The sequence below is a fragment of the Citromicrobium sp. JLT1363 genome (assembly GCF_000186705.1).
Classification (GTDB): Bacteria; Pseudomonadota; Alphaproteobacteria; order Sphingomonadales; family Sphingomonadaceae; genus Alteriqipengyuania.
Genome location: NZ_AEUE01000007.1, coordinates 48,661 through 65,065 on the forward strand (window position 1 = coordinate 48,661; position 16,405 = coordinate 65,065).

Annotated in this window: 17 protein-coding genes; 9 read left to right on the top strand and 8 right to left on the bottom strand. The window is 66.5% G+C overall.

Features of this window, described 5'->3' with window-relative positions; all coding sequences use genetic code 11:
- Positions 1 to 22: 22 nt before the first annotated feature.
- Entirely contained in the window at positions 23 to 1,168 is a 1,146-nt protein-coding gene (locus ADAD_RS0111625) for an RNA polymerase sigma factor (protein WP_010413936.1), read from the top strand.
- Here ADAD_RS0111625 and ADAD_RS0111630 read toward each other — a convergent pair.
- Genes ADAD_RS0111630 through ADAD_RS0111650 form a run of 5 tightly spaced genes read right to left on the bottom strand, consistent with a single transcriptional unit; the run spans position 1,165 to position 4,984 of the window.
- Positions 1,165 to 1,992 (bottom strand): sterol desaturase family protein, encoded by an 828-nt coding sequence (locus tag ADAD_RS0111630; RefSeq protein WP_010413937.1) that lies wholly within the window; start codon positions 1,990 to 1,992, stop codon positions 1,165 to 1,167. The two genes, ADAD_RS0111625 and ADAD_RS0111630, sit on opposite strands and share 4 nt — an antisense overlap.
- A 54-nt stretch (positions 1,993 to 2,046) precedes the next feature.
- Positions 2,047 to 2,748 (bottom strand): DUF2459 domain-containing protein, encoded by a 702-nt coding sequence (locus ADAD_RS0111635; protein ID WP_237700816.1) that lies wholly within the window; start codon positions 2,746 to 2,748, stop codon positions 2,047 to 2,049.
- Positions 2,745 to 3,686: a 50S ribosomal protein L11 methyltransferase gene (locus tag ADAD_RS0111640; protein WP_010413941.1), complete on the bottom strand. Its 942-nt coding sequence runs from the start codon at positions 3,684 to 3,686 to the stop codon at positions 2,745 to 2,747. The genes ADAD_RS0111635 and ADAD_RS0111640 overlap by 4 nt, the downstream gene beginning before the upstream one ends.
- On the bottom strand, positions 3,676 to 4,272 hold the full coding sequence (locus ADAD_RS0111645; protein ID WP_010413943.1) for a DUF6151 family protein: 597 nt from the start codon (positions 4,270 to 4,272) through the stop codon (positions 3,676 to 3,678). The genes ADAD_RS0111640 and ADAD_RS0111645 overlap by 11 nt, the downstream gene beginning before the upstream one ends.
- Positions 4,262 to 4,984 carry an SDR family NAD(P)-dependent oxidoreductase gene (locus tag ADAD_RS0111650; RefSeq protein ID WP_010413945.1) on the bottom strand — a complete coding sequence of 241 codons (723 nt, stop codon included), beginning with the start codon at positions 4,982 to 4,984 and terminating at the stop codon, positions 4,262 to 4,264. Before ADAD_RS0111650 ends, ADAD_RS0111645 begins: the two co-directional genes overlap by 11 nt.
- Before the next feature lie 171 nt (positions 4,985 to 5,155).
- Between ADAD_RS0111650 and sdhC the strand changes: the two genes are divergently transcribed.
- From sdhC to ADAD_RS0111675, 5 genes are read left to right on the top strand one after another with little or no spacing between them, the layout of a single operon-like run.
- Positions 5,156 to 5,536, top strand: coding sequence for a succinate dehydrogenase, cytochrome b556 subunit (gene sdhC / locus ADAD_RS0111655; protein ID WP_029140090.1), 381 nt, complete (start codon positions 5,156 to 5,158; stop codon positions 5,534 to 5,536).
- Positions 5,537 to 5,547: 11 nt separating this feature from the next.
- Positions 5,548 to 5,934, top strand: coding sequence for a succinate dehydrogenase, hydrophobic membrane anchor protein (sdhD, locus tag ADAD_RS0111660; protein ID WP_010413950.1), 387 nt, complete (start codon positions 5,548 to 5,550; stop codon positions 5,932 to 5,934).
- Positions 5,934 to 7,808 carry a succinate dehydrogenase flavoprotein subunit gene (gene sdhA / locus ADAD_RS0111665; RefSeq protein ID WP_010413952.1) on the top strand — a complete coding sequence of 625 codons (1,875 nt, stop codon included), beginning with the start codon at positions 5,934 to 5,936 and terminating at the stop codon, positions 7,806 to 7,808. Before sdhD ends, sdhA begins: the two co-directional genes overlap by 1 nt.
- A gap of 49 nt (positions 7,809 to 7,857) precedes the next feature.
- The gene (locus ADAD_RS0111670; protein ID WP_139020431.1) at positions 7,858 to 8,544 is read left to right on the top strand and encodes a hypothetical protein; all 687 of its coding nucleotides are present in this window, start codon (positions 7,858 to 7,860) and stop codon (positions 8,542 to 8,544) included.
- A 22-nt stretch (positions 8,545 to 8,566) separates the two neighbouring features.
- Positions 8,567 to 9,421 (top strand): hypothetical protein, encoded by an 855-nt coding sequence (locus ADAD_RS0111675; protein ID WP_029140092.1) that lies wholly within the window; start codon positions 8,567 to 8,569, stop codon positions 9,419 to 9,421.
- A 3-nt stretch (positions 9,422 to 9,424) separates the two neighbouring features.
- Here ADAD_RS0111675 and ADAD_RS0111680 read toward each other — a convergent pair whose 3' ends face one another.
- A complete protein-coding gene (locus ADAD_RS0111680) occupies positions 9,425 to 10,423 on the bottom strand; it encodes an LLM class flavin-dependent oxidoreductase (protein WP_010413956.1) in 999 nt (332 codons plus the stop codon).
- A 182-nt stretch (positions 10,424 to 10,605) separates the two neighbouring features.
- Here ADAD_RS0111680 and ADAD_RS0111685 point away from each other — a divergent pair, with 182 nt between their 5' ends.
- Together ADAD_RS0111685 and ADAD_RS0111690 are read left to right on the top strand one after the other, a co-directional pair.
- Positions 10,606 to 11,007, top strand: a complete 402-nt coding sequence (locus tag ADAD_RS0111685) for a BlaI/MecI/CopY family transcriptional regulator (protein ID WP_010413958.1) — start codon at positions 10,606 to 10,608, stop codon at positions 11,005 to 11,007.
- The gene (locus ADAD_RS0111690; protein ID WP_010413960.1) at positions 11,004 to 12,695 is read left to right on the top strand and encodes a M56 family metallopeptidase; all 1,692 of its coding nucleotides are present in this window, start codon (positions 11,004 to 11,006) and stop codon (positions 12,693 to 12,695) included. The genes ADAD_RS0111685 and ADAD_RS0111690 overlap by 4 nt, the downstream gene beginning before the upstream one ends.
- A 147-nt stretch (positions 12,696 to 12,842) precedes the next feature.
- Here ADAD_RS0111690 and ADAD_RS17315 read toward each other — a convergent pair whose 3' ends face one another.
- Both ADAD_RS17315 and ypfJ read right to left on the bottom strand, forming a co-directional pair.
- Positions 12,843 to 14,585 carry an ATP-dependent Clp protease proteolytic subunit gene (locus tag ADAD_RS17315; RefSeq protein WP_010413962.1) on the bottom strand — a complete coding sequence of 581 codons (1,743 nt, stop codon included), beginning with the start codon at positions 14,583 to 14,585 and terminating at the stop codon, positions 12,843 to 12,845.
- A 33-nt stretch (positions 14,586 to 14,618) separates the two neighbouring features.
- Positions 14,619 to 15,503, bottom strand: a complete 885-nt coding sequence (ypfJ, locus tag ADAD_RS0111700) for a KPN_02809 family neutral zinc metallopeptidase (protein WP_010413965.1) — start codon at positions 15,501 to 15,503, stop codon at positions 14,619 to 14,621.
- Between the two features lie 133 nt (positions 15,504 to 15,636).
- On the opposite strand from ypfJ, the gene ADAD_RS0111705 reads away from it, so the two are divergent.
- Positions 15,637 to 16,395, top strand: a complete 759-nt coding sequence (locus tag ADAD_RS0111705; RefSeq protein WP_010413966.1) for a 3-hydroxybutyrate dehydrogenase — start codon at positions 15,637 to 15,639, stop codon at positions 16,393 to 16,395.
- Positions 16,396 to 16,405 lie beyond the last annotated feature (10 nt).

Below are 16,405 nucleotides of genomic sequence, written 5' to 3' on the forward strand. Positions count from 1 at the left end.
GAGGGTCGTCGCGGCCCTCGCCGTGCAGTTCCGCGATCTCGACCTTGCGGAAGATGCGTTTTCCGCAGCGTGCGAGGCGGCGCTGCGCGAGAAAGCGCCAATCCGCGATCCTGCGGCGTGGGCCTTCGTGGCGGCGCGGCGACGCGCGCTCGATGCGCTGCGCAAGGCCGCGCGCGAGGCGCGGGCGCTCTCCACCCAGCCGGAGGCAGATGGCATGGGCGATGTGATCGCCTTTCCCGAACCGATCCCGGACGACCGGTTGCGGCTGCTGTTCACCTGCTGCCATCCGGCGCTGGCGGCAGAGGCGCGGATTGCGCTCGCGCTGCGGGTGATCTGCGGCGTGTCGGTGGCGCGGATCGCGCGCGCCTTTCTTGCCACAGAACCCGCGATGTACCAGCGGATCACCCGCGCCAAGGCCAAGATCAGGGCAGCGAGGATCCCGTTCGAGACCCCGCCGCCGGGCGAATGGGGCGTTCGGGTCTGCGCGGTTCTGGAGACGCTGGAGACCGCGCTCGGCATTGCCTACCGCAATGCTGCGGGCGAGGGCGAGACCGAAGGTCTGGCGCCTGAGGTCGAGCGGCTGGCAGCGCTGCTGGCCGAGCTGATGCCCGACGAGGCCGAGGCGCACGGGCTGCTGTCGCTGGTTCTGCTGGTCCGCTCGCGCGAAGGCGCGCGGGTAGACGGCAAGGACACGATGGTCCCACTGTCGCAGCTGGATGTTACCCTGTGGAATGCGCGACGGATCGAGGCAGGGCGTGCCGCGCTCGACCGGGCGACGGCGCTGCGCCAGCCGGGGGCCTTGCAGACGCTCGCCACGATCCATCTGGCCCACGCGATGCGGTGGCGTAGGGGTCGCACCGACTGGACGGCTGTTCTGCGGCTCTACGACATGCTGCTGGCGATGCGCCCGACGCCGGTGGTCGCAATCAACCGCGCCGTCGCGCTTTCGCGCGCGCACTCGCCGGAAGACGGCCTTGCGGTGCTGGACGAACTCGAGGCGGCAAGGCTCGCCGATTTCCTGCCGTTCCATGCCGCAAGGGCGGACCTGCTGGTGTTGGCGGGGAGGCGCGAGGAGGCACGGGCTGCCTATGAAGCGGCGCTCGCTCTTGCGCCGGAAGCGGCCGAAGCGCGCTTTCTCGCCGCGCAGCTGGCGGCACTGCCCGATTAAGCGGGCGCGGTTTCCGGCGCGCTCTCGCGCTCTGCCTTGCGCGTGCGTGCCGTCACCTTGCGAAATTCCTCGCGGTAGCGCGGATGCTCTGTACCCATCCACCGGTCCCACCAGGTGAAGTAGAGCCCGAAATTGGTGTTGCCCGAACTGTGATGCAGGTCGTGATGCGTGGTCGTGTTCCACCAGCCGACCCAGCGATTGTCGACCCAGCCTGCGGGGTAAAGTTCCACCCCGAGGTGGCCGATCACGTTGCGGAAAATCATGTGCCAGAGGAACAGGAAGATCGCGAGCCCGGTCATCGCGAAACCCATCGCGCTGGTCGCCAGCATGAAAATCGGGATGAAGAGCGCCTCCGTCACCGCTTCCCAGGTGGAGAAGCTGTAAGCGGTCCACGGCGTCGGCGTACGGGACTTGTGATGGTGCAGGTGCGTGGCGCGGAACAGGCGCTTGTGATGCAGGCCGCGATGCATCCAGTAGAAATAGGCATCGTGCGCGATGACCATCAGCACGAATTGCCAAGCGACGGTCACCAGCGTGAAGGTTTCCAGCTTGAGCTTGACCAGTCCGAGCTCGCGCAGGCCCAGGGTGAGGAACGTGGTGAGCGCGAACACGAAGGAGGTGCGCAGTGAAGAGGCGATCTCGCGCGTATAATCCTTGCGCGTCGCGTGGCGGCCCTGGATCCGCTTGCGGCGCGCCCAGCTTCGAAACACCAGCAGCGCAATGGTGAACAGGCCCGCCGCCACCAGATAGCGCTGCACATCGAAGACGACCACGCGGATCATCCGGTCGGCGAAGACATCGAAAGCGGTGTGCAGGTCGATCATGGCTTACTGACACTAATGCAAGCAAGCGCGGTAGTCACCAGACTTTTCAGGCGGTCAGGGGCGTGCACCGCCTTCGGGAATCCATTTCATCACGCCGCCCGCCAGCGGGGTCCACAGGCCCATCTCGATTCCCGCTGCGGCCAGGGTGTCGCCCACCCACTGGTTGCAGGTGTTGCCCAGCGTGTAGCGCCCCGTACTGTCATAGACGCTGGCCTGCGGATCGAAGCTTTCGTGGCTGACGCGGCTGCGCGGATCGTCGATCGGCGGCAGCGCCTTTTCGACTTCGGCGACCAGCCGCGCATATTCCTCTTCCCGCAGGATCACCCAGCGATGGTTCGGGCCGCCCGCCGGGCGATAATAATGGGCGACCCGCATCACCGCCGGCCCGCCCTGCGTGGCGATCCGCGCGGCGGTGCTGGCTTTCAGGTCGCCCCAGGTGGGCACGGTGAGGAACACCTCGCGGTCGCCCCAGCCGACGGAGACATGGGTCGGCCGCATCCCGCCCGCCATTGGCTCCACTGCGGATGGGAAGGTCTCGCGCCAGTCCTTCACCGGCGTTGCAATCGGCATCACGATGCCGGTGTGCACGCCATTGGTCTCGACCATGATCGGGATGCCGGTTTCGGCCTCGGCCCAGCCGGAATTGCGCGGAATGCTCGATCCGACCCAGGCGGTGAGGAAGAAGCCTGCCGCGATCAGCGCCACCGCGCCAATCAGGCCGCCGACGCCCCAGCCGAGGATCTTCAGCGGTTTCACCGCATGGACCTGCGCAGGCACAGGATGGACCAGTCACCGTCGATGATCCGGTTTTCCATGCGCAGCCCCTGGCGCACATAGGCGCGGGCCACGCGCGCTTCCTGCGTGGTCAGCAATCCGGCGAGGATAATGCGAGCGCCCGGTTGCACCGCGCGGGCGAAATCGGGCGCCAGCTCGATCAGCGGCCCGGCGAGGATGTTGGCGATCAGCAGGTCGTAGGGCGCACGCGATTTCAGCGCCGGGTGGTCCATGCCCGCTGCTGTCACGTAGTGCAGCGCGCCCTGCCGCCGGCCCATCGCCACGCCATTGTCCCGCGCATTCTCGCGCACGATTTCGTCGCACACCGGGTCGATGTCGCTGGCGATCATGTTCGCGGAAGGGAACAGCTTGAGCGCTCCGATGGCAAGCAGGCCGGTGCCGGTGCCGATATCTGCGATGTCGCGCGGGCGCATGCCGCGGGTCTTGAGCCAGCCCAGCATGGCGAGGCACCCGGCGGTCGTCTGGTGCTGGCCGGTGCCGAAGGCGCGGCTGGCGGGGATGACGAGATCGATCGCCCCGGGGTCCGCTGGAAACTCGGGCGTGCGGATATGAAAGGGCCCCGCGTGGACCGGCGCGACCGCCTGCTGGCTGAGCGTGACCCAGTCCTGCGGCTCGACCTTCTCCAGATCGAAATCGGGCGCATTGCCGGCGAACATCGTGTCCAGCTGTTCACGCAGCGCGGCGTCGGGGCGGCGCGGATACCATGCCTCGATCCGCCAGAGCCCCGCGTTGATCGGGTCGTAGCGATCCGCCTCCACCTCGTGCGCGCTCATCACGAGATCGGAGTCCCACGCATCCTCCACGCTCGCGGCGAGCGCCGCCTCGGCGGCAGTGCGGTCGACCAGTGCGGTCAGCTTCCAGCTGATTCCGGCTTCTTCGGCGGAAATGTCAGCCGACATGGGCGGTTGTGTCCTCGGCAGGTCTTGTGGGGACGCTGATGGGGTCCAGCGTTCGGGAATCGAAAAGAGGGCTGCGGCGGCGGTCGCCTGAGAAAATGTCCTTCACCATACGCACGAAGAACCGGCGCATGAGTGCATTCTCGGACATTCGCCGGACCGGCTCCGGACATGTCGGGTCGTCATCGACGAAGAGGTGCCCGATGGGTTCTCCCAGCATCCGCGTCCGCTCATCGGCGTCGCAATTGCCGACCAGCGTGGTGACATAGGGCACCTTGCCGTTCTTGAACGAGTTGAACAGCGGCGTGCCGCAGCACCCCGCGTACCAGCGCAGCGTGGGGCCTTCGGTCAGGTGCAGGCACCGCAGCTCTTCCAGACCCTGCTTTATTCGCATCCGCGCGCAGCGACTCTGGTAAAGCAGCGTGCCCGCACCATCGCCGAACAGCCTGTCTCCGGCATCGAAGCGATTGGCAAAGGCCTGACAGTCGGTGCAGTGGCACACGACGAAATCGCCTGCGCGCGGGCCGACGTTTTCAATTTCCCCTCGCACCGCGCCGCAGCGGCAGGCGAAGGGCAGATCAGCGGACATAGCTCGCGCCATTCGCATCGATGGTCGCGCCGGTCATCGAAGGCGGCGCGTCGAGCGCGCACCAGACCGCAATGTCCGCGATTTCCTCCGGCTCGGCCACGCGGCCCAGCGGAATGTCCTTGAGCAGGCCCGGTCCGCCCCGGCTTTCCAGGTAGTCCCCCGCCATCGATGTATCGGTGAAGCCCGGCGTGACCGCGAAGCTGTAGATCCCTTCGCCGGCATAGGCGCGCGCGATGGTCTTGTGCAGCGCCAGCATGCCGCCCTTCGCCGCCGCGTAATGCCAGTGGGCAGGGGAATCGCCCCGGTGCCCGGCCCGGCTGGCGATGTGGACGATGCGCCCGCTCACGCCGCGTTCCTGCCAGTGGCGCACCGCGAAGCGGCTGAGCTGTGCGGCGGAGGTCAGGTTGATCCGCAGCGTCTCTTCCCAGGCATCGAGCCATTCGATGTCCGACGTATCGAGCGGGATGCCTTGGAACAGCCCGGCATTGTTCACCAGAACGTCGATCTCGCCGTCGGCCTGCCGCAGCGCCTCTTCCCACAGCATCGAAGGGGCGGGCGGATCGCTGAAATCCGCGGCAATCTCGCCTTCATCGCGGCCGCCGACGGACTGGCCGGTAGAATGGCCGATCACCCGCACGCAGCGCGCTTCCAGCTGTTCGCGTATTGCGGCGCCGATACCGCGGCTCGATCCTGTGACGAGAATGCCTGTCATGCGGCCATCTGTTAGGCCGATTGGCACGTGGCACCAAGCCCCACGCTTGCACTGGCCCCCCGCTCCGTGCTTTGGCACTGATGCTTTGGACTCGCTTGAACCTGTGCGCGCTTCCGCTAAGTGGAGGCGCAAGACTTACCGCACCCGGCCAGATTGGACCCGCTAGACACCATGTCGAACAGACCGCTCTCTCCCCATCTCCAGATCTGGAAGTGGGGCCCGCACATGCTCACCTCGATCCTGCACCGCGTGACCGGCGACGGCCTCTCGCTGGTCGGCCTTGGCGTGCTGCTGTGGTGGCTGGGCGCGATGGCGAGCGGGCCGGAAGCCTACGCGACATTCGCCGCCGTGATGACCAGCCCCATCGGGTATGTGGTGCTGGTCGGCCTGACATGGGCCTTCTTCACCCACATGATGAGCGGGCTGCGCCACTTCGTGCTCGACATCGGGGCGGGGTACGAGCTGCAGACCAACAAGCTCTGGGCCACGCTTGCCCCGATCATTGCCATCCTGCTGACCATCGCCTTCTGGGCGATCATCTTCCTCAAGTAAGGCTTCGAACCATGGGTAACGGAACCTCTCTCGGCCGCGTGCGCGGCCTCGGCTCGGCCCACGAGGGCGCGCATCACTGGCTGCTCCAGCGCTTCACCGCGATCGGCAACCTCGTGCTGGTCCTGTGGCTGCTCGTCAGCTTCCTGATGCTGCCCGCGTATGATTACGGCACCGTCACGGGCTGGCTGGCCAATCCGATCAGCGCGGCGGCGATGATCCTGCTGATCGTCAGCACTTTCTGGCACGCGCGCCTCGGCCTGCAGGTGCTGATCGAAGACTATATCCACGAAGGCGGCAGCCGCTTTGCGCTGATCGCCCTTCTCAATCTCGCGGTGATTGCGGGCGGCGTGTTCGCCGTGTTCTGCATCGCCAGCATCGCATTCGCAGGAGCCGCCTGATGGCGAGTGATACCGACAGCAAGTCGAACAAGACGTCCAAGACGGGCGACGCCTATCCGATCATCGATCACACCTTCGATGTGGTGGTCGTAGGGGCCGGGGGCTCGGGCCTGCGCGCCACGATGGGCGCGGCCGAAGCGGGCTTCAAGACGGCGAACATCTCCAAGGTCTTCCCCACGCGTTCGCACACCGTGGCGGCGCAGGGCGGGATCGCCGCATCGCTGGGCAACAACACGCCCGACCACTGGACCTGGCACATGTACGACACCGTGAAGGGGTCGGACTGGCTGGGCGACCAGGACGCGATCGAATATCTCGCACGCGAAGCCCCGCAGGCGGTGTACGAGCTGGAGCACGCAGGCGTGCCCTTCAGCCGCAACAAGGATGGCACGATCTACCAGCGCCCGTTCGGCGGCCACATGCAGAACATGGGCGAAGGCCCGCCCGTGCAGCGCACCTGTGCCGCGGCGGACCGTACCGGGCACGCGATGCTCCACGCGCTCTACCAGCAGAGCCTGAAATACGACGCGGATTTCTTCATCGAATATTTCGCGATCGACCTGATCATGGCGGGCGAGGGTGCCAACCGCCGCTGCGTCGGCGTGATTGCCATGTGCCTCGATGACGGCACGATCCACCGCTTCAAGGCGCACGCCGTGGTGCTCGCCACCGGTGGCTACGGCCGCTGCTACTACACCGCGACCAGCGCCCACACCTGCACCGGCGACGGTGGTGGCATGGTGCTGCGCGCAGGCCTTCCGCTGCAGGACATGGAGTTCGTCCAGTTTCACCCGACCGGCATCTACGGCGCGGGCGTGCTGATCACCGAGGGCGCACGCGGCGAGGGCGGATATCTCACCAACTCCGAAGGCGAGCGTTTTATGGAACGCTACGCGCCTTCCGCCAAGGACCTTGCCAGCCGCGACGTCGTGTCACGCTCGATGGCGCTCGAAATGCGCGAAGGCCGGGGCGTGGGCGCGGAAGGCGACCACATCTACCTCCATCTCGACCATATCGACCCTGCGGTGCTCGCAGAGCGCCTGCCTGGCATTACAGAGAGCGGCAAGATCTTTGCCGGTGTCGACCTGACGCGCGAACCGCTGCCGGTGACGCCGACCGTCCACTACAACATGGGCGGCATCCCGACGAACTATCACGGCGAAGTCGTGACCATCGGGCCCGACGGCAATCCCGACCATGTGGTGCCCGGGCTCTACGCTGCGGGCGAAGCGGGCTGCGTCTCCGTCCACGGGGCGAACCGCCTCGGCTCGAACTCGCTGATCGACCTCGTGGTGTTCGGCCGCGCAATCGGCCATCGCCTGGCCGAGACGATGAAGCCCGGCGCGGCGCATGATGCGCTTCCCGCCGATAGTGCGGACCTCGCGCTCAGCCGGCTCGACCATTTCCGCCACGCGAATGGCAGCCTGCCGACCGCGAAGATCCGCGATGACATGCAGAAGACCATGCAGAAGCATGCTGCCGTGTTCCGCGACACCGAAACGCTGGCCGCAGGCAAGAAGAAGCTGGCCGAGGTCAATGCGAGCATGGCTGACATCCATGTGTCCGACCGCTCGCTGATCTGGAACAGCGATCTTGTAGAGACGCTGGAGCTCGACAACCTGATGTCGCAGGCGAGCGTGACCATGGCGAGCGCGGACAACCGCAAGGAAAGCCGCGGCGCCCACGCGCACGAGGACTTCCCCGACCGCAACGATGCCGAGTGGATGAAGCACACGGTGACCTGGTTCGACGGCTGGGGCGGCGGCGCCAAGGGCTCGGGCAAGGGCGACATGAAGATCGATTACCGCCCGGTGCACGAATACACGCTCACCGACGATATCGAGTACATCAAGCCGAAGAAGCGGGTGTACTAGTATCGTGCGGAGCGCTGTGCTTCGGTTGAGAAATACAGCGCTCGCATCCGTGGCTGCCTTCGGCGGTATCGTCTTCGCCTCGGGCTGGGCATTTCCAGTTTATTCCGATGCCGAAGCAGCATTGCGTTTGAGACGTGATGCCTGCGATGCGAACGGCGTTGTCGAAGGCTGGTATGATCGGATGGCTGAACTGGAGACTCTGCGTCATCCGCTGATGCAGTCGGGGCTCAGCATCATGCTCGTCGCAGCGACCTTGTGGGTGCTCTATCTCGCCTTTGGCTCGGCGCATTCATGGCGCTTTCGAAGCCCGTCAAAGAAATGGATTTTCTTTCTTCTCGGCTTTGGCGTGATCGGACTTAGCTTCTTCTCACAATTACATAGCCTATCACTCGACCTGCGCCGCGGCGTGTTCCCTCATTGTGCAGACACGATTGCGATTCCGGCGTTCGGCTTGGCGTATTTCTACGGTGCCCTCACCCTGGCATGCCTGGTGCTTGGAGCGCTGTTCGTGGCGTTCTTCCGCCCCCTTCCGGTGGACCTCTTTACCCTTGGCGAGGGCAGGGGTACCGTCCGTCGCTGGCTGCCGACAGTCCTTTTTGGCCTTCTCGCGCTCCCGATCGTGATTTTCGGAATACTCGGTGCCGCTGGATCGAGCTTTATCGGTACTCCTGCGGCCGTGGTGGGGTTGTATCTTGTCGAGAGCGCCAGATCCGCCGTGATGCCAGCCGATGGCTAAAGTTCGTCCGCATTTAGCCGCTTTGGCGATACTAAGTTCCGCTGCACTCACGGCCTGCACGACGGTGACTGCGGTGCCTCCTCCACCCGAACTCGGCATCCCCGCCTTCTACACGCAGTACCGCGATGCCGACGGCATCCCGGTCGTCTCCTCCGGTGAGGTCCCCGAAGACGCGCTCCTCGCCGCCGAGGCGATGATCGAGGATATGCTGAAGAACCGCCCTGACCTCGCGGTGTGGCTCCAGCGCGAAGGTTATCGCGTGGCCATCATCGCGGAAGACGAGGCGCTGCTCGACCTGCCCGAGAATGCGCACTGGACCAAGCCCGCGCCCGACGATCCGCGGCTGACGCGATGCGAGAAGAAGCATTACGAGGAGCGGATCGGGCGGCTGACCGACCGGGCATACTGGGATGCGCGCGCACGGGGGATCGGCGGGCAGCATACGGTCGGGTCGGAGGAAGACGTGCTGGGCCTTGCCTCCAGCCGCTACTACGGCGAGACGATCCTGGTTCACGAATTCGCGCACAATATCCTCTTCGCGATTCAGGCGGTGGACCCGGCACTCTACACGCAAGTCGAGGCGGCCTACGCCAACGCGCTGGCGAACGATTTGTGGCTCAACGAATATGCGACCACGACCGTGCAGGAATACTGGGCGGAAGGGTCGCAGATATGGTTCGAATCCAACCGCCTTACGGTGGTGGACGGCACACGCATTCTGAACCGAGAAGACCTCGCGAGTTACGATCCCGCGCTCTACGCAGTGCTGGCGCGCGCCTATGGCGACGTCACCAGGCTCGCCGGAGACCCGTTCTATCGCCACCCGGCGCGCGTGCCGCCGGGGCCGATCCCCGAGAATACCGCCGAGGTCTGCTAGGCGCTACGCCGCTGCAGGTTCGCCCGCGAAGGCTTCCGCCGCCAGCGTAAGGCTGCGCTTGCGCGCCTCGAAATCGTAGATCGAGCCTGCCAGAATCAGCTCGTCCGCCTGCGTGCGTTCGACGAAGGCGTTCATCTGATCGCGGACCTGCGCGGGCGTGCCGATGGCCGTGGCCGAGAGCACGCCGTCCAGCATCGCCGCGGCCTGCGGCGGCAGGCTCTCGCGGTAGCCTTCGACCGGGGGCGGCAGCTTGCCCGGCTTGCCGGTGCGCAGCCGCACGAAGCTCTGCTGCATCGAGGTGGCGAGCAGGTGCGCTTCCTCCTCCGTATCGGCGGCAAAGACGTTGTAGCCGCAGATCGCATAAGGCTCGCTCAGCACATCCGAAGGCTCGAACCGGTCGCGATAGATCTTCAGCGCATCGTCGAGCGCCTGCGGGGCGAAGTGGCTGGCGAAGGCGTAGGGCAGGCCGAGCATCGCGGCGACCTGCGCGCCGAACAGGCTCGATCCCAGAATGTACAGCTGCACCTTCGCGCCCGCGCCGGGGGTGGCGACGATGCCCGTGCGCCCGTCATTGGCGAAGTAGCTCTGCAGCTCCACCACGTCGCGCGGGAAGGCGTTTGCATCCGTGTTGAGGTTGCGGCGCAGTGCGGTTGCGACGCGCTGGTCGCTCCCCGGCGCGCGGCCCAGGCCAAGGTCGATCCGGCCGGGGTGCAGCGCGTCGAGCGTGCCGAACTGTTCGGCAATCACCAGCGGCGCATGATTGGGAAGCATGATCCCGCCCGCACCCACGCGGATCGTGCTCGTGGCGGAGGCGACGTGGCCGATCACCACGCTGGTCGCCGCGCTGGCGATCCCTTCCATCCCGTGATGCTCCGCGCACCAGTACCTTTCGAAGCCGAGCGATTCGGCGTGGCGCGCGATGTCGGCAGCGTTGGCGAGGGCGGTGCGCACGTCGCTGCCTTCGGCAACATGCGCGAGATCGAGAAGGGAAAGCTTGGTCATGACGGACGAGATGGGGCGCAGGATCGCTGATTCAAAGCCCCGTGCTGCCACGACGGCCTCTGCCTGAGGACATCCGCCGGCCAGGATCGCTTTGCGACCCGCCTCTGTCATTCATCCAGCGCTCATGTTTACAAGCGTAGTCGGTGTGTCTACAGGTGTAATCGGAGAGGGAGGAGACCGTGATGAGCGAGACCAGTGGCGAGGCAGGCGGAACGCCGGGTGAGCGGATCAGCGATGCCGAGCATGCCATCATGGAAGTGCTGTGGGATCGCCACCCGCTCAGCGCCGCCGAAGTCTGCGACGAGGTTTGCGAGACGCGCGGATGGTCCATGCCGACCGTAAAGACGCTGCTTTCGCGGCTGGTCGGGAAGGGCGCGCTGGCGACCGAGCCTGCCGGGCGCAAGTTTCTCTATTCCCCGCTTATCGAACGCTCCGACTATGTCGGCGGTGAATCGCGGCGGCTGGTCGATCGGCTGTTCGGTGGCCGCGCGGCTTCGCTTTTCGCGCATCTCGCCGAAAGCGAAGCGCTCACCGACGAAGACCTCGGCGAGATTGAGCGCCTGCTGAAGGAGATGCGCAAATGAGCAGCGATTTCCACGGCTTCGCCATCGAAACGCTGGTGTGGACCGGCGTTCTGATCCTTGTGGTGCTGGTCCTGCGCCGCCCGGTCACCCGCCACTTCGGGCCGAACGCCGCCTATGCCTTGTGGGCCTTGCCCTTCATGCGCCTGCTGCTGCCACCGCTGGTGCTTCCTGCGTGGCTGGCGCCAGCGTCGCCGCCACCGGCGCAGCCCGCTGCGGATCCGGGTTCGCCCGCCACCTTCTACACGCTTGCCGAAACCGGGGAGGCTCCCGTCGCGGTCCCGCAGTTGATGAAGGCCACGGTCTCGATCGACTGGCTGTCGATTTTGCTGGCCGTGTGGCTTGCCGGGGCAGGCGTGTTCGTGATGCTCCGGTTCTTTCACTACTTCGCAATGCGGCGCGATCTGCTCGCTTCCGGAGTGGAAGTGGGCCGGCGCGGCAAGGTGCGGCTGGTGGAAACGGCCGGTGCCCATTCGCCCATCGCCTTCGGGGTGATCGACAAGGTCGTCGCTCTGCCGCGCGGCTTCATGGAACGGACCGACCCCACCGCGCGTGACCTCGCGCTGGAGCATGAGCTGTCCCATCACAGGGCGCGCGATCTGCTCGTCAACATTGCGGTCCAGCCCCTTTTCGCGATCCACTGGTTCAACCCGCTCGGCTGGATCGGCTGGCGGGCCATGCGCTGCGATCAGGAAGCCGCCTGCGATGCACGGGTGGTGGCCGAGTGCGGACGCGAACTGCGCGGAACCTACGCGACCATCATCGCCGCCTTCGCCACCGGAACCGCCAACCCTTCGCGCGTCGCGCTGGCCGCCCCCATGGCGTGTCCCGTGCTGGGCGACAAATCCATTGTCCATCGCTTGAGGAGCCTGACCATGAAAGAGATATCGCCGCGCCGTCGCGCCACCGCCCGCATGCTGATGATCGGCGCGCTGGTGGCATTGCCGCTCACGGCCACGATCACGCAGGCAGAAGCCACCGCGCCGCCTGCCGTGCCGCCCGCACCGGCTGCTTCGCCGACCTCGCTTGCCGCAGTGCCGGCTGCCCCCGGTGCGCCTGCCGCGCCGGAGGCGCCGCCCGCGCCCGAGGCACCTGCCGCACCGCATGTTTTCGTCACCACGCCCCGCGCGGATGGCGAAGAGGCGCGAACCATCGTTGTCGAACGCAAGGTCACGCGGGATGGCAAGGGCGAGCCGCGCGAGGAAAGAAGCTTTCGTATCGACGGCCGCGAAGCGACCGCGGCGGAGCGCGCCAAGCTGGAAGCACAGATCGAAGGTTTGCGGGATTTATCGCGTGAAAGCGAAGAAATCCGCAAGGAGATCGCGGTTCTTCGTGAACGCAATGGCGTGGATGGGGAGTTCGCCAGGGAAATGGAAGTGCTGCTCGAAAACCTTCCGAGGACGGTCGAGTACGCACAAAAAATGCAGATCCTCGCAGCGCGGACCCGGGCCAGCATGCCGCGTGTCATCGAAAAATGCGATGGCAGCGGCGAGACCGTGCGGGAGCGGGCAGGGGCCAATGGCGAGAAAACGATCGTGATCTGCCGCACGGCAGCGCTGGGCAGCGCGCGGGCCGCGATCAAGAGCGCGCGTGGCGCGGTGAAGCGCGACCGCGACCTCAGCGAGAGCGAGCGGGCCGAAGCCTTGCGTGCGCTCGACGAGGCGCTGGCGGAGATCCGGCGCGAGCTGTGATGCTGACCTGTTCCCCCGAGAAGGGCGGCGTACCGGGTGGTGCGTCGCCCTTTTTCATGCGCGCAGCGCCAAGGGTGGGGCAGGCAAGCGCGAACCACCCGGGCGGATCGGCCCACGGGCCGGGGCCAGTCCGCAAGGCGGCAGGGCTCAGACGACTTCCGCGATCAGCCCCATCGCCTTGGCCTCGCTGGCGGTGATGTACCAGTCGTTCGGCGCCTTCTCGCGCAGCTCCTGCACGCTGACGTTGGAGCCTTCGGAGATCGCCCGGTAATCCTCGTCTTCCTGTTCGATCTCGCGCTGGATTTCGCGTTGCGCGTGTTCCAGCTGGCTGGCAACGCTGCGGAGCGAACCACCGGCAAGCTCCATGGGCTGCGCGCGCTTGTTCTCCGTGATCATCAGCTTGGTCGCACGGGTGAGATAGCGATGGCTGACGGGGAAGGCGGCCATGAACAGGACGCCCGCGCCGTGGATCGCCGTCTTGCCGAGGAAGATGATCTCGCGCCGTCCGCGGTCGCGCAGCAGGCGGATGTCGTCGGCCATGCTGCGGGCGATCTCCGGGTCGCCTTCCATGGTGGTCAGCGCAATCACGATCGGCCCGCCGGGAGCCTGCTCCGCCAGCATTTCCGTGAATTCGGCATACATGCCAGCGTCCATCGCGCCGTAGAGGCGGATGCCCGGGCTTGCGAGCGACTGCGAGGCGGGCTGGGTGGCCGGATTGCGCGGATCGGCTGGTATGATCTCCACCGGATGGGGCCGCCGGGGCGCGGGTGACGGCGCATCGTCGCGCGCTTCCTCCCGATCGTCTGACGGCGCCTCGGCCTCATCGCCTTCGTCCGCGTCCCGCTCGGTATCTTCGGGATCCCCAGCCTTGGGCAGCACGGCAGCAACCGCGGGCGCGGCGACGGCCGCCGCGGCGACCCAGCCCTTACCGCCCTCGTCGTCCTCATCCTCGCCGCCGCTATCGGCTTCGGCAGGGGTGGGTGCAGGGGACGCGGCGGGTTCTGCGGTTGGTTCGTCGCCACCGAGCAGCGGCAGAGCGGACTTTTCGGACGGTGCTTCCTCGTCCTCATCGTCGAAGAAGCGATCCTTGATCGCCATCGCCCCGGCGGCGGTAGCGGCGGCGGCGGCGCCAACACCGGCGACTTTCAGCGCTGTTCCCTGCCAATCTTCGAGGTCGAACCAGTCGTCATCCTCTTCCTTCTTGGCGGGTGTCTGTTCGGAGGGGCCCTGTTCGCCGGTCACCGGGGCTGGCGCGGTGTCTGCGCTGACGACCGGTGCCGGTGCCGGTGACGGCGCGGGAGCAGGGGGAGGCGGGGCGGGCTGCGGCGTCTCGGGCTCGGCAGCCTGCGGCTCTTCCACATCCTCGTCCCAGTTGATCGCCGCGGTGCCTGGGGCGTCCGCGGTCGGAGCGGATTCAGACTGGGTAGCCGAGGCGGGCTCGAACTCGGGTTCGCTTTCGGGTGCGGGCGGGGCCGATGCGGGTTCGAATTCGTACTGGTCGCGCGTGAAAGGGGCTGCTGCCGGTGCTGGCACGTCCTTGTCGACTTCGTCCGCGTTGCGTGCGGGGGCGCGGGCAGGTTCGAACTCGGGCTTCGCGCTGGCGCCTTCGGGGCTGTGATAGACGGCCGGTGTCGGCAGGTCCGTATCGCGCGCGGCCTTGTTGCGCGCGGTGGCGCGCGAGGCGGCTTCGGGCGTCGCCTTGTCCGCCTGGGCGACCTTGCCGCGATAGACGGCCGGGCCATCGCCCTCCGCCTGATCTTCGGCCGCGCCGCCGCGCAGCTCGCGCATCAGCCCCATCGCCATGCCGGGAATGTCGCCCTGTCGCTGGCCGTCGCGGACAATGTCCTGCAGGCGCTGGAACAGCGTGAAGAGGTTGCGGATGAAGTCCATGGCGTGCTCGGTCCTGCCCCCCGGATCCTGCGCCTAGAAGGATTCCGGCGCGAAATAGCGGTCGCACACGGTATCGTCGCCGCTCCTCATGCCGAGCCGCAACGCTTCCATGCGCTGTTCACTGGTACCGTGGGTGAAGTTCTCAGGCGAGACCCTGCCACCCATGCGTTCCGAAATGGCATCGTCCCCGATTGCGGCGGCGGCGCGCATGCCTTCCTCGAAATCGCCTTCCTCGATCTGGCTGCGGTTCTTGCCCGCCCATACGCCGGCGTAGCAATCGGCCTGCAGTTCCATGCGCACCTGCAGCTGGTTGGCGCGGCTCGGGTTCTGCTGCTGCGCGCTGCGCACCTGGCCCGCCAGCCCGGTCAGCGTCTGGATGTGGTGCCCGTATTCGTGCGCCACGACATAGAGCCGCGCGAAGTCGCCGCCCGCGCCCAGCTCCCGCTCCATGGTGTCGTAGAAGCTGGTGTCGATGTAGATGTCCTGGTCGTTCGGGCAGTAGAAGGGGCCGACGGCGGCAGTGGCGCTGCCGCAGCCCTGCGTGCTGACGGAGCCTTCGAACAGGTCGAGCGAGGGCGGCGCGAAGGCGATCCCCGCACGATCGAACACCGGTTCCCATGTCGCATTGAGCGAATCGAGCGCGCTGCACGCTTCGCGCGCGTACTGGCTGGAGGTACAGATCGCCTGTTCGTCCGTGCTGACCGTCTGCCCACCTGCCTGCCCGCTGCCATTGGTAGCCTGGTCCACGGTTTCGAACACGGCGATGGTCTGGCCAAGGTCGGTGCCGAACAGCAGCGACACGACTCCGGCCAGAATCAGCGTGCCGCAGCCCAGCTGGCCCGCTCCGCCGCCGGGAAAGCGCCCGCCCTTGCTGGAGCGCACATCGATATTGTCCGTGTCGAATGGATTGAGCCGCATGCACCTGTCCCCTTGCTGTCTCCCCGCAGGCCGCCCAAGATAGTGCCTTGTCCTGCCCGCCAACCCGCAGGAACCAGTATGCCACGGCGGCGATTGGCTCCACACGGCTTGGTTAACCCGCGAAAGGCTAGCGATGTTCCTTGAAGGTAAGAAGGCACTAATTACCGGTTCGACCTCCGGCATCGGTCTGGCGGTGGCCCGCGCGCTGCACGCCGAAGGCGCCGGGATTGTGCTCAACGGCTTCGGCGACGAGGATGAAATCGCCGGATTGCGCGAGGAATTGGGCGGCGCGGCCTATTTCGACAGCGACCTGACCGATCCGGACGCGATCGAGACGATGATGAAGGACGCCGGCGGGATCGACATCCTGGTCAACAATGCCGGCATGCAGCATGTCAGCCCGGTCGATGAATTTCCGCCCGCCAAGTGGGACGCGATCATCGCGCTCAACCTCTCGGCGGCGTTCCACACGATTCGCCTCGCGGTGCCGCACATGAAGAAACAGGGCTGGGGGCGGATCATCAACACCGCCAGCGCCCATTCGCTGGTCGCCTCGCCCTACAAGGCCGCCTATGTCGCGGCCAAACACGGGATCGCCGGGCTGACCAAGACGGTGGCGCTGGAAGTCGCGGACAGCGGCGTTACGGTCAACTGCATCAGCCCCGGCTACGTCTGGACGCCTCTGGTCGAGAACCAGATTCCCGACACGATGAAGGCGCGCGACATGAGCCGCGAGGAGGTGATCGACCAGGTCCTCCTCGCCAAGCAGCCGACGAAGAAGTTTGTCCAGCCCGAGGATATTGGCGAAATGGCCGTGTTCCTGTGCCGGGATTCCATGGCCAACGTGAACGGCGCCAACTGGAGCGTCGATGGTGGCTGGACCGCCGAATGACACGGGGTTG